The 16332-nt window shown below is 35.8% G+C and carries 16 protein-coding genes; 3 read left to right on the forward strand and 13 right to left on the reverse strand.

The genetic code is table 11. The features are described 5' to 3' along the window. Window positions 1-12: 12 nt before the first annotated feature. The 4 genes from CEF18_RS17605 to CEF18_RS17620 all read right to left on the reverse strand — a co-directional run bounded on the left by CEF18_RS17605 (window position 13) and on the right by CEF18_RS17620 (window position 2208). Window positions 13-327, reverse strand: coding sequence for a MazG nucleotide pyrophosphohydrolase domain-containing protein (locus CEF18_RS17605; protein WP_110937862.1), 315 nt, complete (start codon window positions 325-327; stop codon window positions 13-15). 228 nt (window positions 328-555) lie between these two features. Beyond that, the gene (locus CEF18_RS17610) at window positions 556-903 is read right to left on the reverse strand and encodes a DUF3147 family protein (protein ID WP_110937863.1); all 348 of its coding nucleotides are present in this window, start codon (window positions 901-903) and stop codon (window positions 556-558) included. Further along, window positions 894-1316 carry a MarR family winged helix-turn-helix transcriptional regulator gene (locus CEF18_RS17615; RefSeq protein ID WP_110937864.1) on the reverse strand — a complete coding sequence of 141 codons (423 nt, stop codon included), beginning with the start codon at window positions 1314-1316 and terminating at the stop codon, window positions 894-896. Before CEF18_RS17615 ends, CEF18_RS17610 begins: the two co-directional genes overlap by 10 nt. A 388-nt stretch (window positions 1317-1704) precedes the next feature. After that, the gene (locus CEF18_RS17620; protein WP_110937865.1) at window positions 1705-2208 is read right to left on the reverse strand and encodes a GNAT family N-acetyltransferase; all 504 of its coding nucleotides are present in this window, start codon (window positions 2206-2208) and stop codon (window positions 1705-1707) included. Between the two features lie 561 nt (window positions 2209-2769). Between CEF18_RS17620 and CEF18_RS17625 the strand changes: the two genes are divergently transcribed. Continuing rightward, the gene (locus CEF18_RS17625) at window positions 2770-3438 is read left to right on the forward strand and encodes a GntR family transcriptional regulator (protein WP_110937866.1); all 669 of its coding nucleotides are present in this window, start codon (window positions 2770-2772) and stop codon (window positions 3436-3438) included. 30 nt (window positions 3439-3468) lie between these two features. After that, a complete protein-coding gene (ilvD, locus tag CEF18_RS17630; protein ID WP_110938794.1) occupies window positions 3469-5136 on the forward strand; it encodes a dihydroxy-acid dehydratase in 1668 nt (555 codons plus the stop codon). 494 nt (window positions 5137-5630) lie between these two features. Here the strand turns inward: ilvD and CEF18_RS17635 are convergent, their stop codons facing one another. From CEF18_RS17635 to CEF18_RS17660, 6 genes are all read right to left on the reverse strand, one after another. Continuing rightward, window positions 5631-6179: a chlorite dismutase family protein gene (locus tag CEF18_RS17635; protein WP_110937867.1), complete on the reverse strand. Its 549-nt coding sequence runs from the start codon at window positions 6177-6179 to the stop codon at window positions 5631-5633. A 433-nt stretch (window positions 6180-6612) separates the two neighbouring features. Next, complete coding sequence (locus CEF18_RS17640) at window positions 6613-7104, reverse strand: DinB family protein (protein WP_190238704.1); 492 nt, start codon at window positions 7102-7104, stop codon at window positions 6613-6615. A gap of 346 nt (window positions 7105-7450) precedes the next feature. Continuing rightward, window positions 7451-8491 (reverse strand): saccharopine dehydrogenase family protein, encoded by a 1041-nt coding sequence (locus CEF18_RS17645; protein WP_110937869.1) that lies wholly within the window; start codon window positions 8489-8491, stop codon window positions 7451-7453. Between the two features lie 628 nt (window positions 8492-9119). Further along, on the reverse strand, window positions 9120-10037 hold the full coding sequence (locus CEF18_RS17650) for a helix-turn-helix transcriptional regulator (RefSeq protein WP_110937870.1): 918 nt from the start codon (window positions 10035-10037) through the stop codon (window positions 9120-9122). Window positions 10038-10058: 21 nt separating this feature from the next. Beyond that, window positions 10059-10373, reverse strand: coding sequence for a nucleoside triphosphate pyrophosphohydrolase family protein (locus CEF18_RS17655; protein ID WP_110937871.1), 315 nt, complete (start codon window positions 10371-10373; stop codon window positions 10059-10061). Then, entirely contained in the window at window positions 10360-10950 is a 591-nt protein-coding gene (locus tag CEF18_RS17660) for a DNA-3-methyladenine glycosylase I (RefSeq protein WP_220693836.1), read from the reverse strand. The genes CEF18_RS17655 and CEF18_RS17660 overlap by 14 nt, the downstream gene beginning before the upstream one ends. 433 nt (window positions 10951-11383) lie before the next feature. Here CEF18_RS17660 and CEF18_RS17665 point away from each other — a divergent pair, with 433 nt between their 5' ends. Continuing rightward, window positions 11384-11725, forward strand: a complete 342-nt coding sequence (locus CEF18_RS17665) for a nuclear transport factor 2-like protein (protein ID WP_110937873.1) — start codon at window positions 11384-11386, stop codon at window positions 11723-11725. 624 nt (window positions 11726-12349) lie between these two features. On the opposite strand, the gene CEF18_RS17670 is transcribed toward CEF18_RS17665, so the two are convergent. The 3 genes from CEF18_RS17670 to CEF18_RS17680 form a co-directional block, all read right to left on the reverse strand. Continuing rightward, window positions 12350-13534: a spr1629 family repressor/antitoxin gene (locus CEF18_RS17670; RefSeq protein WP_110937874.1), complete on the reverse strand. Its 1185-nt coding sequence runs from the start codon at window positions 13532-13534 to the stop codon at window positions 12350-12352. A 23-nt stretch (window positions 13535-13557) separates the two neighbouring features. After that, complete coding sequence (locus CEF18_RS17675) at window positions 13558-14346, reverse strand: spr1630 family ClpXP-sensitive toxin (RefSeq protein ID WP_110937875.1); 789 nt, start codon at window positions 14344-14346, stop codon at window positions 13558-13560. A 122-nt stretch (window positions 14347-14468) separates the two neighbouring features. Beyond that, a complete protein-coding gene (locus CEF18_RS17680) occupies window positions 14469-16292 on the reverse strand; it encodes a TnsD family Tn7-like transposition protein (protein ID WP_110937876.1) in 1824 nt (607 codons plus the stop codon). Window positions 16293-16332 lie beyond the last annotated feature (40 nt).

Consider the following 16332-nt stretch of genomic DNA (forward strand, 5'->3'; position numbering starts at 1 on the left):
TTATTCAATTATTTAACGATATCTATTGGATAGTTTATTTTTATGTTCTAAAAAGATTTCTTCTAAATCGATATTATATTTGTTCGCAATGATAACTACATTACCTAATACATCACCAAGTTCTTCTGTTAAATGTATCTTACCCTCACTGAATGAACTGGCACATTCATCCGGACGATCTCGTCCAATTTCAAGGGCTCTTATAGCTCTAGCCACTTCTCCAGTCTCTTCTGATAAAAAGCCAATACGTACAAAAATATCTAAATCAGCCCAACCTCTCGATTTGTAGTATTCAGCAATCCATTTTTGAAATTCTTTTGCTTCCATCTTAGAGCTCACTCCTTCATATGTATATAGTTAAATCTATAGAATGATAACACAATATATTGTTAAGTAGAATAGAGTTTCTTTTAATCATCTTCAATTATTTGTCCCTAACACAAAGAAAGGGCACAATTCTTATTACTGAATAGCGCCTGATTGCGGAAGATCACTTATGTTTTACTATTGAAGAAAAGCTACTCCGTTTGTTTAAGTACATTAGTTCACATTAAATTATAAGAAAGGTGTTAACTTCTTTACAAGAAAATCTTGGACTGCCAAAAATATTATCCATCCACCAACTCCAAATCCTAACGATATAAATAATGATAAAGATGCTTTCAATGAAATTACAACTATGATTAATAGCACAGTAGTAGCAGGAAACCCCCATAGGACACCCGAAGCAAATTTACTTAGATTAGTTGTTTGTTCTCCTTGAATATAAAGCCAAAACAAACTTAGCAAACTCACTAAGGGTAAAGCGGCAATTATCCCACCATACTTTGGAAAAACTCTTGCCACTTCTGTTACTAAGGCAATAATGATTGCTGAGACAAGAATTTTTGTAATTAAAAACATTTCCTTGCCTCCTGACTAAGAAGATCAAATGACTTTTCTATCATTTCAATTTCAGATCCATCAAGATTATCTAATACATTTTTTAATTTTTCATTATCTAATCGTGTATGTCTATACAATACTTTACTACCTTCTTCAGTCAAAATCACAAATACTTTCCTTTCGTCTACAATACTCCTTTCTTTGGATACATAGCCCTTTTTAATTAGTCTTTTAATGTGTTCTGAAGCAGTATTATGAGTCACACCTAAGAATGTAGCTAAATGACCTATCGTTGTTTTTTGCTTCTTTTCTATGTGTTGTAATAATCTTATAGCTTGGTGCGAAATATTCTCTTGATGAACGAAATGTAATAAATGATAAATATCAGTCCAATTTTGATTTATATTATTAATTGTGTTCTTTAAAGTCACAAAAACAAACCTCCTTTACTATATCTTACATTACGATATATTCTTATGTAAAGACTAAATAAATTTCGATATTAAAAAAGCCACCGTTTTGGTGGCTCAATAAAAGAAGCAATTTTTTCTTCTTATTAGCTTCTTCTGCAAACCTCCCCTTTTGTTTAAGTGAAAAAATTCACAAATTATTGGGTATTCTATAATAATATTAACATAAATTTACCAATTTAATTTCAATTTTAAAGAACCTACTTTTTCTACAATCTGGCCTTATACACAAAGAAAGGGCGCAATTCTTATTACAGATTTGCGCCTGATTGTTGAAGATTGTATCGATAGGAATTAGGTAAAGGCAGGTTGCTTGTTGAACTAACGCAGCCCCGTTAGCTTAACAACTTTAGTTATTTCCAACTCTATTACTTCTTCTTTCTAACAAGATAATATCACGCCATACCCCATCCATTTTACCAATACGCTCTCGCCGTCCATATTCACGAAACCCATGTTTATTATGTAATATAAGACTTGAGGTATTTTCAGGGAAGATCCCAGCTTGTAATGTCCAAATTCCGTTCTGTTCACTTATTTTAATTAAGGATTTTAGAAGTGAGCTACCAATTCCTTTTCCTTTACTACTTTGACTAACATAAACACTTACTTCTGCAACACCTGTATAAACACAGCGACTTGAGATGGGGCTTAAAGCAGCCCACCCTAAAATTTCACCTTCTGAACGAGCAACAATTCGACACTCTAATATATGACCATTATCCCACGTTTCCCAGGAAGGAGCATCCTTTTGAAAGGTTGCATTTCCAGTAGCAATTCCTTCAAGATAGATTTCTCGAACTTGTTCCCAGTCTTTTGAGAACATTTTATCAATATGTATTGTTCTGTCCATTTGAGCACCAACTTTACTGTTATTTATTATTGTAATAATTCTATATAAAAATCCTGATTCCTGTAATTACACTAATCTGCTACGTTATTTCAATCTTTATAAATTTAATTTTTACCAATTAGTAATCGAGAGTTTCTGAACTAAAAAAACAAAAGAAAAGACCGACTTAACGCCAGTTTGCTTATTTAACTATCTTGCCCTATACACAAAGAAAGGTCGTAATTCTTATTACAGAATTGCGCCTGATTGTTGAAGATAGAATCGATAAGAATTAGATACTCAGGCGGCTTGCTTGTTGATCTAACGCTACTCCGTTGAAGTGCTTGACCTCCACCGATAATCACAACTTCATAATTTAACATCTCTCTAATTCACTCCTCTCAAAATGCAATTACATTCAAACGTTTATTTGAATATGATTATACAGGATTACCGCTAATATCACGAGTGTGAGGCTCATCAATAAATGAACATTATTTGAAAATTCCTTTAAAGAAGTTGCAATACTATTCCGTATGCGATATATTGAATGCAATATATTACTTAGAACGGAGGTTCATCATGCCTGTTCCCAAAAATTTTGCAGTACCGGCACGAATGTCAGCAAAAGAGAGATCATTCGTACAAATTCAAAAATGGATCATTGACGGCACACTTCAACCGGGTGAGAAAATCATCGATGCGGAACTGGCGGAAACACTTGCTGTAAGCCGAACACCGATCAGGGAAGCGCTACAACTGTTGGAAATACAAGGTCTTGTATCGATGCATCCCGGCAAAGAAACCCGGGTGAAACAAATTGAAAAACACGACATTTTAAAATTGTATCCAACTCTAGCATCACTTCACGCTTTGGGAGCCGAGTATGCAGCCCAACGTATTTTACCAGAACACATTGATCAGTTGAAAAATCTTAACATGCGGTTCCGTCAAGCAATTGAAAGCGGGCAGACGTTCGAAGCCATGGAAACGGACGAGCAAATCCACAACCTGATTGTGGATCTATCCGAAAATGAATACATTGCTTCATTTAGCGCATCGCTGCAAATTCACATTCGCAGATTCAAGTATGTGTTCTTAAAACAAAAGCCTCACGCAACGATGACCTCTGTCGAAGAACATGATTCACTCATCACAGCTTTGGAACAACAAGACGCGGAAGCCGCGGCAGCGAGGATGAAACAAAACATTATCAGACCAATGCAAGAACTGTATACATTTATTCAATAACAAAAAGGGGTGATTCATTTGAATATTAAAATGAGATCGAACATGATAAAAGAAGGAATTGATCGTGCTCCTCACCGTAGCTTACTACGGGCAGCAGGGGTAAAGGAAAAAGACATGAATAAGCCATTTATCGGTGTCTGTAACTCTTATATTGATATTATTCCAGGACATATGCATCTTAATAAATTTGCAGAGGTCGTAAAAGAAGCCATTATTGAATCGGGAGGTATTCCGTTTGAATTTAATACAATCGGTGTTGATGATGGAATAGCAATGGGCCATATTGGCATGCGCTATTCTTTGCCGAGCAGGGAAATCATTTGTGATTCAGCGGAAACAGTGATTAATGCCCATTGGTTTGATGGGGTTTTCTATATTCCTAACTGTGATAAAATTACGCCAGGTATGTTGATGGCAGCAATGCGTACCAATGTTCCATCTGTATTTGTTTCAGGTGGACCAATGGAAGCAGGGCGGACAAAAGATGGACAGAGCCTTTCCCTTGCTTCTGTATTTGAAGGTGTTGGTGCATTCTCCTCAGGGAGGATGTCACGTGAAGAATTGCTTGAAATTGAGCAGTTAGCCTGTCCAACCTGTGGTTCTTGCTCAGGTATGTTTACAGCCAACTCGATGAATTCGTTAATGGAAATGTTTGGTCTTGCATTACCAGGGAATGGAACGCTTGTGGCAACGTCTCAGGAACGACACAAATTGATAAAAGATGCTGCGAAGCATTTAATGAATTTGATTGAGAAGGATATTAAGCCACGCGATATTGTTACCAAACAAACAATCGACGATGCATTTGCGCTTGATATGGCAATGGGCGGTTCGACTAATACAGTTTTACACACGCTTGCCATTGCACATGAGGCAGAGATTGATTATGACTTAAATAGAATTAATGAGATTGCAGAACGTGTTCCGTACTTATGTAAAATAAGCCCTGCGTCTGATTATTCTATGGATGATGTCCATAAAGCGGGTGGTGTTAGTGCTATCATTAAAGAACTTTGCAGTATCGAAGGCGCTATCCATCCAGATAGGCTAACGATTTCAGGAAAAAGTTTGTATGAAACCGTAAAAGATGCCGAAATTACGAATGATATGGTAATTCGTAGAAAGGACAATCCGTATAGCCCGGTTGGTGGTCTATCCATTCTTTACGGAAACCTTGCACCGGATGGCGCTGTAATTAAAGTTGGCGCTGTTGACCCTTCGATTAAAATATTTGAAGGAGAAGCTATTGTATTCGATTCCCAGGAAGAAACACAGGAAGAGATTAATAAAGGCGCAGTAAGAGAAGGGCATGTTGTGGTTATCCGCCACGAAGGTCCAAAAGGAGGACCGGGGATGCCAGAAATGCTTGCACCAACTTCAGCGATAGCGGGTCGGGGTCTAGGCACTAAAGTCGCTCTTATCACTGATGGTCGATTTTCAGGTGCATCAAGAGGGATTTCTATTGGTCACATCTCACCAGAAGCAGCAGAAGGCGGACCAATTGCATTTGTGAAAAATGGTGATCGTATACGAATCGACTTAACAAACCGGACAATTGAATGGCTCGTTAGCGAGGAAGAGCATACGAAACGTAAAGAAAAATGGACGGAGCCTGAGCCAAAAGTGAAAAAGGGATATCTTGCCCGCTATTCGAAGTTAGTCACCTCTGCCAACACTGGCGCAGTCATGAAAATATAACTAATGGACGAAGATTAGGAAAAGTAATGAATAACTATCTATAGCACTCGTTATCAAGAAGGGATAAGTGAAAGCTTGTCCCTAAGATTAGATGAGCATCTGATAAATAAGGGTAATACCGATGAAAGTTTAAATCTTTTTGCCCTTTCATCACCCACCATTGATGAGTAGGAGATGGTGGGTGATGAAAGTATAATGGGTATAAATGATTGAACCAGTTGATACGGCCCTCGATATTAAGGGATCATTCCATTAAAGTACGCGATTGTCTATCGTTTATATTTTCTTTAAAAAATTTCCTTAATATCCCTATACAGAAAGAAAGGGCACAATTCTTATTACAGAATAGCGCCTGATTGTTGCAGAAATAATTTTGCTAGGAATTAGGTACTAAAAGGCAGCTTGCTTATTAAACTAACGCCACCCTTTACTTAAAAAACAATTAATCTTAAATTATTCTTTTAAAAACTATTATTGGTTTATCTTATGGAAAATTAGTCTAAAGCCAATCTAATATCAACTTCTCGCTCTACATACTTCCACTCAAGTGTAGTACGAAGACTTGATACTAACTCTTCGAAATCCCTAGAATAATCTGGAGAATACTCAAACCAAGTGACAAAATCAAATGGTTCACCAAGGTCACGCGAGTGGTGTAATCTTCGTGCAATGGCAGGCAAGTATCGTAGTCCTATTTTAATATGTTGAGACTGTTCCTCCAAAATCTCACGTCTTTCGTCCTGTGCAAGCTCCCACCATTCAACTGATTTCTTTATTGGTATCAATGCAGCACAAGTATCTTCTTTTCTACCAAGTGTCGGTGAATGCTTATTTAAATGTTCTTTCTCTTGACTTGTGGTATAACGCAAGTTGCTTGTTACACCCCGTAGTATCCAATTTGTGTTGAAAGAAGGATTTTCTATAGAACCATCAACTATTTGAAGTTTCTCAACTGGTTCCAAGGGTTTTCCAACTACATTTTCAATTCGGACAACTTTCCAAGGTCCTTGAACTCCACCAACAAATGAAACTATTTTTGACATTTTCTACTCCAATCCCTCAATAAATGAGAACCTAATAATATGGATTCATACTACTATAATCTGGAAAACATATCTATTCTGTTGTAAGTAAATCTACCAATTATTTTAAGTAACTAGTTGTCAGTATCCATACTTATGAATCGTAATTCTTTGTAAAGAGTATCTAAATATTGATTCTTGTACTATTAGCTGGTTTAGTTTAAGTGAAAAGTTTCACGAACTCTTATATTTTCTAGTATTATGTTAACATAAATTTTCCAATTATCACTTTTATTTGTATTGATTTTCTGATAAAAAATCACACTAATCTGCAAGAATCTGGCCCTATACACAAAGAAAGAACGCAATTCTTATTACAGAATTGCGCCTGATTGTTGAAGATCATTGCTGATATTTTATTAAACAAAAGCACCCGTTAGTGCAACTGCATCGGTTAACAATTTAATATACTTTCTTTAATCTCTTTAATTTGCTCAATGTGACGTTTTTCATGGAGACCAATAGATTCAATCATTTGTTTGATGCTAATCGGTCCAAATACAGGATGTATCATTGATTTGTCCTCTATAACGGTTCCATCAATAATTTCGTTTATATATTCCAGTAGTGGAGTTCTTGCTTGATTTAAAATTTTCCAGAGGTCTTCTTTGTTTGTAAATTCAGTTGATGGTTCTGGAAGGCGTGATTTTATCTTGTTTGTGCGGTCTAGAGCAGAATCTAAATTTTTCTCCGTTACCCGTTTACTTTCTTCTTGCACAGCTTTCCTCAATGCACGCAAAATTGCTTCATCTATAAAAGCAAGATGCCGTATAACTTGAGATACACTCCACTTATCTTCACTTGGTTTCATGTTTAATTGTTTATCTGATAAAGCATCTATCTCATTCAATAATTCTTTACGAACCAATAGGAATGTATTTAACACATAATCACCATTTCTTATGTTTATTTTAATCAATCATTGTCATTGTCAGTAAAACATGAAAAAAGCAAGACTAAAATTCATTATTTTTACAGTTTCTTATATTCTAATAAACCACCCATAGCGAAGTAATATATTTAGATTGAAGTTTAGGTAAGTTATCTTTCACCGTTAATTTGAAAACGGTTTTCATTTTCCACTTTTCCCAGTTCAAAAACGTCTGCTTTTAACCGGTTTCCCCACTTCAGCACCACTCGAATTCCGAGAGGCTGTTGATAATAGTTGTTCGCTGTCTCCCGGAATAGGATTCAGCCACATCCCCAATATACAACCCTTAATTGGACGAGGCTCACCGGGAAGGAACGATCGGATCTAGGTCGATGATGCGAGTATCCGGGATACTCGCCGCGAACTCGGCGCCGAATGCCGAAGCAGGTGTTTGGAAGCCGGGGAGGAAATGACCGGCATGCACGCGTCTGGCGGCCTCGACCGATGACAGCGCCGTATAAGAATAGCCATTGACCGTCTCGATTCGAGCACGGGCAATAGAACCATCCTCTCCCGTTACTTCGGCCACCACTTTAGCACGGTTGGCATCTCGTTCCTCCGGCGTAGGACCATCCGGGAGGAGCGACAGATCGCCTTCAGGAAAGGCGTCACCTTTCACATGCACGAACATCTCGATATTAGGTATGTTGGTCGATGCCCATGCCGTCACTAAATCGCCAAAGGACAGGCGGGCGCATTCCACGTTACCCTCGCCGAAATCGAAAACGGACGTATCGGCATTAGGCGCAGCGACAAGCTTGCCTTCGGAACGTACCAGTAATCCCACGCTCAATATTTCCCCAGCACTAGTCGCTGAGCCTCGGGACATCGCCCCAGCCACCTCCAACGCAATTCGCAAACGTCGTGGTTTATCAACCTTGCTCGCGGTATACACGGCCAGGCAGTCGCTGGGAACCACGTCCCAACCTACGCCCGGCAACAGCATCACGCTGGCAGCGGCCGCCTTCTTCGACAAAGACTGGGCCAGTTCGTAGACCTTGAACTCCGCAGTGATATCCAGATAGTGGACTCCGCTATCGATGCAGGCCTCCATGATGGGCCGCGCCGTTACCGCGAACGGTCCCGCGCAGTTAAGGATGGCGGTGACGCCCTTCAGGGCAGATCGCAGCGCCTGTGCATCCTCTACCGCGAAGATGCGATAGGAGACGCCAAGGCTACGGGCAAGTGCACTAACACTTGCCTCGCTGCGTCCAGCGATCTCAAAGTCTAGACCAGCCTGCTGTGCCCGTGCGCTGATGAGCTTGCCGGTGTAGCCGCTGGCTCCGTATATCAGAATCTTCGCACCTGAATGGCTAAGCGTAACGTAAGAATCGAGTGACATAAAAAAACCTCCTATAAAATGTTAATCGTTGTTTACTGAATCGGATTGTAGTCCCGTTTAGAAACAGAATGGACGCAGTATTCGGTTGTGCCCCATTTTTGTCGTCGTCCGGAATAAGATTCAGCCACATTCCCAATATACAACCCTTAATTGGACAACAGTATGTCATATTATAAAAAAAAGTAATTCGAGTATGAAGAAAGTTTCATGCCATGAGATTTAGGATAGGTATTTGTAAATCCAAATTGTTCATATATCTTATTTGCTGGATCGTCGTTAATTAAGCTACATAGGAACCACGATAGGTTTGATTTGTTAGATAGACTATTTTCTGCATAATTTTTTCCGAGTGCATTACCTTGGTAGCTTGGTTTGACGACAATATCAACTACTTGAAAAACGCATCGCCATCCCAATCACTCGCCCCATTCCGATGAAGGTGGAATTTCATAGATAGACATAGCAAATAATGAGGTTTTTAATCCGTTCTCGGCTACCTCTTATGATTACCGCTAATCCTAGCTTCTAATCTTAAGCATTATATTCAAGTGAATGAGGTGGTTCATATAAAATATTAAAGTCTTTATTCATAGTAGAATACACGTCCTTGCTTTTTTAAAGCTTAGCTTTAGCTGGTATTTATTTCAAGATTATGCTTTAGTTCCTCAAGCTTTTTTACCAATCGTTCACGTAAATAAACAGGATGAACCTCTTCAATTAGTGTACCAAAGGACAAAAGATAGCTATCTAGCCATGTGCCAACGGGGAAATTTGCTACAATCGTGTATGAGCCATCTTTATTTTTCGTAATCATATGGTCATCAAACTCATCAAAGACCCGATACGCCCCTTGAGAGGCAATTCTAATCCTCATAGGTATGGAGGATTCCCCTACTTGTTTTTCTGCATTTTTTATTGCATCTGCTGTGGGTCTCAAGGTGAATGTTTGGTTTGAAACACAAACTTGATCCATGCGACTAATTTTAAAAATACGATAATCCTTTCGCCACAAACAATATCCAGAAAGATACCAAGCATTTTGTTTGAATAATAATTGAATCGGCTCAACTTCTCGTAGAGTTTGCTCACCCTGTGAATTAAAGTAACGAAATTGAATGACAAGTTGTTGGATCATTGCATTTCTTAATAAGGTAAATAACTGTTTCTTCTTTTCTCCACTTCCCCATGGTGAAAAATCAACATCGATCCAGTTTACTGTTTCTTTTTTAAACAGCCGAGCCACTTTCTTTAATATGAGGTCTGTATTTGGAAAATCAGTGATTGCTAACGTTTGCAGGCCAACTAATATGTCTACTTGTTCATCACTCGTTAACATGGAAGCATTGAAGGTGTATCCCTCTAATAGAGAAATTCCTCCCCCTCTTCCCTTATTAGCATAGATAGGGATTCCTGCTCCACTTAACACATCCACATCTCTATAGATCGTTCTTGTGGAAACCTCAAAATGCTCGGCAAATTCCTTCGCAGTAACCACTTTTCTATCCAATAAGAGATAGATGATTTCAAAATTCCGACTAATGGTCATGTGAAATCCTCCTACTTCGCTTTACAAGAATTGTTCTTCTTTTTTCTTTAAAAACTTCTCCAATGCTTGTTCACTGTCAATGTCCATTCGCTCTGCTAATACCATAAGCCACCAAAAAGACTCCGCGATCTTATGCTCTAAGTCAGCTTCTGGATCAGTCCCTGTTGGCCATCTTTCTTGGTGAGCCATTGCTAATCTTCCAACAAGTGCCGCATCGGTAAGAAATGCAAGTGCATCTTCCTCTACTTCCCATTCTGAGCCATGATGTTTTTTCTCAAGCTGGTGGTATGCTTTTCTAATTTGTAACGAACGATTAACTGCGTTAGTGAAATCCATTTTCTTTCATCTTCCTCTCTTTGTTTGAAGTGTATGGACAGCTTGTCCCATGGTCATCCACCATGCCAATAGCTTGCATAAAGGCGTACATTGTTACTGGACCAATAAATTTGAATCCCCTTTTTTTCAAATCCTTACTAATCTCATTTGATAGTGGTGTTTGAGCAGGGATTTCCTCTTCTGAATGCCAATGATTGATTATTGGTTTAAAATCGACATAACGCCATAAAAATAATGACAAGCTTTCAAACTCCTGTTGTATCTTTATGACTGCTTGTGCGTTACTTCTCACCGATTGAAGCTTAGAAAAATGTTTAATGACATTATATTGCTCTTGCAAATTCGTCAAATCTTTATCCGTTAGTGTCGAGCAATAACTAATATCAAAATTATGAAAAGCTTTTTGATAAGCCTCTCTCCTAGATAATACAATACTCCAGGATAACCTAACTTGTGCACCTTCCAATGTCAGCATTTCAAATAAATATTGGTCGTCAGTGTTTGGTACACACCACTCTTTGTCGTGATACGCTTGCATAAGCTGATTATTGCCCGGCCAGGAACATTCCATTTTCATTCCCCCATTCAGTATGTGATTACTATATCACCCTAAATATGACATGGGTCTGTCATATTTAAAAATATTATCGCGCATCGTATTTTTTCATAATAATGAAAATGCAATGTCACATTTACTACCGTGTTAATCTCACCTCCTTCCTACATTGCCAGAATACACTCCTTAATTTGACAACAGCTTGTCATATTAAAGTTTTTTTATTCTTGTTTTAGATTATTTAACATATCTCATCTTTTACAAAGAATAGCTATTTCGAATAACCAACTGATTACTCTTAACTGTGTGGAAAATTAATAGAGAAATTAATTTTTTTAAAAAATAAGACGGAACGTTGTCATATTTCAATCTTTATACTAAGAACAAAGCGAATCAATTGTTCATGTGTGGCAAAAAAAATCATACTAAAGAGATTTAAGAAAGGGAGATACGAATGCCAGAAGGATTACATCCAATTATTTCAAAGTTTATGGAGATGTTAAATCTTCATAATACAGAAGGATACGAAGAAACTTTTTCCAAAGATGCAGTTATTAATGAAATTTCAGTAGGGCGCAATTATGAAGGAAAAGAAGAAATCAAAGAATATTTCACCAATTATTTTATCGGCTACAATACACAAACCAAACTTGTTAGTCATACCAATGAAAACTATGACAAAGTTAACGTGCGTGTTTTCTTTACAGGAGATTTTCCAGGAGGAGAAATATATGGTTCATTTAAATTCATACTACATGATGGTTATATCACTTATTTAGAAGCCGACTTAGAATAATGTAATCATGGTGTATGCGTAAAAAATGTAGCACAAATAGTGGAAAACAGAGAGTTGAGTTTCGGTAGAAGAACAATTCATGGAATGTTAACATAGAATGTAGAAGGGATACTGTTTTTTAACTGTATCTTAATTTCACAAATTCTTATATTTTCTAGTATCATGTTAACATAAATTTTCTAATTACCACTCTTATTTGTATGGCTAATCTGCAACAATCTGGCCCGTTTGTGGAGGACTGATCTTATTGAAAGTCCATCAAATTTGTAGAATAACTATAACATTTTCGATCCAAAAAACTACGCATTTATATCTTTGACTATCCAGACGGTATGAAGTGGTAAACACTCTGTAATTCATTGGCTGCAATTAACTTTCAGTAAAATACAAAAGAAACTTTGACAAACAGTTTGCCTAAGACATTGCAATTTCGGTAGTCCACCACCACCATTGACTTAACTTACAGTCAACAGAAAGCATTTTCGCTATGTCTTTTGCTTTATTTCATAAATGAATAGTTCTATTACTGGCTCTCTACGCCGCACTTGGTGGCTCAAAAGTATGCAATATTCATAAAATGAAAGCACATCCCCTTCGTAGAAGGAATGTGCTATTACAAAAGTTCTATTTATACTTTAAATTCAGATCAGTAATATCATACTGCATAGCAGTGTTCTTTTGATACTTATCAAAAAAAGCTTTTTCTATACCTAGTATTTTCGTTAAAAACTCAGTATCAACCATGATTGTATTTAATAAATAATCTAATGAAATATAGTTTTTTTCAAATAGAAGTTGCAGAATGCTTCTAACTTTCCCTGGCTTCATTATCTTTATTTCCTCATCAAGTGGCTCAGTAACTTTATAGCCCTGTTTGTTAATCATCATATGAAAGTACCTATATTGCTGATAATCTAATAACCTTAACGAATGTGCACGATGAGCCAATGCTTGTATCGAAACGACCCATTTTCTCTTTAAATCTAAGTAAGAATTTGGGTTGGAAATTTTCGTAAGGCTTAAAAAATCTCTTGTGAACTCTTCTTCAGGCAATAGGAATATTCCTGCAAACAAATTTGCTTCCATTTCATATTCTCGATGAGACTTCTTATCTAAAGAAGAAAATTCAACCTTATAGTGTAACAATAAATGTCCTAATTCATGTGCTAGATCAAAATTACGTCTAACGGCGGATTTTTTTAAGTTTCCCAAAATAATAAAAGGTTTTTCCTCACTTGTCCAAACACTATAAGCGTCAATTTTTTCACCTATTGCTTTTTCTAATACAATAGCACCTTTTTTTTCAAGCATAAATAATAAGTTTCCATTTCCATTATTGTTAAGGTCAAGAAACTCCCTTGCATAGTTAGCCGCCTGTTCAATATTTAGTTTTCTATCCTGTCTATCATCATTTATAATTTCTATTGTTTTTTCTCTTAGTAACTTTATTTCATTGATAGGGTAATGAAGTTTTTTTTCAATTATCTTTAAAAATGCACTTATAAATCCAACATGCTTAGCTTCAGTTTGTGTTTTTTGCACACTATTTATTGTTGTTGCCCTATATGCGATAAAATTCTGATCAATATTATCTAATCCATTTAGTTCCAAAAAATCTACTGAATAGAAATATTTACTTTTAACACTGAAAATTCTCTTTAATTCGTTCAAAATTTCCATTTTAGGAGACGTATAACCATTTTCATATTGCCAAACGGATTGCTCAGTAACTTGAAGTAAGTCTGCCAGCTGTTTCCTTGTATAACCATGGAGAATTCGAATGTTGGTTAAATTATTACCAACAAACATTAATATCTACCTCCCATTTCACTTCATCTTTCATCATTTCCCTCATTTTCACTTGGAAGATCTTCTTCGTGGAAAATATCATATTCAATCGCAGCAGGTGAATCAAAATCAAATTCAGATTGATCATCTTCAAGAACAGATGTATCAATACCAGAAATATCAACTGAACTTGCATCAATAAGTTCTGTGAGATCCTCTACTAAATAGGCCTTATCATTCGCAGGATTAGGCATCCACATTTTTATGCTAGATACCATATTGGCTTGGTCTAAAGAATAGGTAAAAATATAAAATTTATTGTAAACTTCCTGCAGATTACTTACATCACTGTCCTCAAGAGATTTAAGTACGGCATCATCTAAAATACTCATACTATGCGGAACATTTTCTTCTGATAAAAGTGTGAGTGGAGTTGGAAAGTCAACCTTATTATTGATTCGAGATAATTTTTTTAGATAATTTTCATCGTTATGAGATCTTTTTTTCCCGTTAACTCCCTTACCATCCGGAAAGTTATCTTGATCAAAATATTTATTGTTTTTTATAATAAACATACTCTGGTCATTACTTGCGATGAACTGTAAATACCCCCATGTATAACCAGCTCTAGCCTTTTTATAATTGATTCCAATTTCTTCACACTCTACTGCCGTTTGATCATCTATGTGATTCCCCTTAACCCATGCATATGCTGAACTAATCTTCATTTGCAAATCTTTTTCAATACGCTCCTGAATGTAGTTCTTGTAACCTTGAAGCACACCATTAACAATCTTTTGATTGACCTGTCGATTAAAACGATATTCTTTCATTATACCCCTCACCCTCTGTTTTATCCTTATCTCTATACTTTATACTATTATGATAATATTTTAAAGATAAACTGATAAAATCGCAAAAAACTTAAAGTGAAAGTAAAGGAATATGAAAATTATTAAACTAATATACTTCTAACCTTCTCTTCAATATATTGTTCTATATAATCAGACTTCCCTTTTGCAATTCGTGCCCGTAGCCTAACTTTGTTTACCGTAATCTCTTCATTTTCATGAAACGAGTGATTTATTACATAATTAATTCTTCTAACTTGAAATTGTTCCGTGCTTTCAACCACTGTCTCAAAATATGCTTTGGTTTTCGGAAGTTTTTTTAATGCCTTGAGAGTTATTAAATTAAGATGGTTAATCTCTCGTCCAATCGAATAATAAGTTATTCTTGTTGGAGTTTCTTTGTTTATCAACGAGTTATATCCATCCTTAACACAAGTTAATAACTCTTGATCTCTAGCCTTCCAATCAACAATTTTAGCACCTGATTTATTAGATTTAGGTGTGATTTTATTGAGCCACTCTTTATCATTTATGTATAAGAATTTATAAGTAATCGGATCTTGTTTTTTTAGTTTACCTAAAGAAATATTTGGATCTCGATTTTTATATTCATTGATTAGATTAATCCATTTACTCCTATAATATTCGATCACTTCATCCGAAATATATTTGTTCTTTCGAGCTAAACGATTTTTATAATGTTTGTACTTAGTTTTTAATCTTTTGATTTCTTCGTTTTTTAATGTGTCATTTGAGATTAATAAACCTTCAAATTTATGACTATGAGTCTTATTTACATGTATTATTTCTTTAACTAATGTACCCCTAGGTTCTTTACTTAATCTAGAAAAAGTAAAACCACATGAACATTCGAATATTCCTATTTGCTCTTTTTCACTTAAACACAACGCTAACTCTACGTTACGAATAACTTTTCTTTTATAATGATTAGCATATGGGTTTAAACATATGTAAGGACCCTCACCAAATGGATTGAATTTATTTGAATATTTATAAAGTTCATCTACACTTTCATTTAAAAATATTGAAAGAAGCACGTGTTTAAGCGGATGAAAGACTTGTTTATGTTTTTTAATTATAGTAGCCAGCCAATTACTTCTTTTAGATTCATCAAAGTCTGCTTCTAATAACGTAATTAATTCGTTTCCATAGTATTTTCTAAAATCTTTGTATAACTTCTGGTTATTAGTTGCTTGCCCTTTTATGTATCCTTCCCTGTACAATAAATGTCTGTACATTAAAGGTACATTTTCAAAGTTTATATGTAAGTTTTTACTTCCTACTTTAGTGCACTCATTTGCAATTTTAATTAGTTTATCTTTCAATTCTATATTTATCAAATCTTCTTTAGCATGTAACTCAGGACAATTTTCTTCATTTGGAACTTCAAACTGGCTAAAGTGCTTTACTTTATAACGAGGTTGCCAATTTATTTTACTATCTAACAGCCAAACATGGTGTTTAAGACATATCTTAACTCCAAATAGTTGATGATCTTTTCGCCAAAAGGATTCACCAAATTTCATTGAATCTTCTTTAAAACACTTAGGACAATACTTAAAAAACTCATTTGTTTTAATAATTACATTTCCAAAGCTATTTGCACCCTTTCCAGTCTCTATGAAGGGACTTAAATTTCCCCTTGTCTTTTCAGTTGAAAAATTAAACATATAAAAGTATAAAGTATGATTAAATATCCAATCAATGAGACTCATTTGATTGTATTGTATTTTATTATACGTCGTCTCTATCTTTCTTGGTAAATGAGCATAAGATCTCATATACTCTTCATCGAATAAGTCCATTGAAGTTTGCGATGGATATGTATTTCCAGACTTAATATGGTACCTTGCAAAGACACTATATAATAATTCATCTTTATATATAATTGGAAAGAAACTTAACATGATTTTCTTTTCACCTACAACTTTCTATGCAAAACTCTGT

It is taken from the genome of Salipaludibacillus neizhouensis (assembly GCF_002886185.1).
Taxonomy (GTDB): Bacteria; Bacillota; Bacilli; order Bacillales; family Salisediminibacteriaceae; genus Salipaludibacillus; species Salipaludibacillus neizhouensis.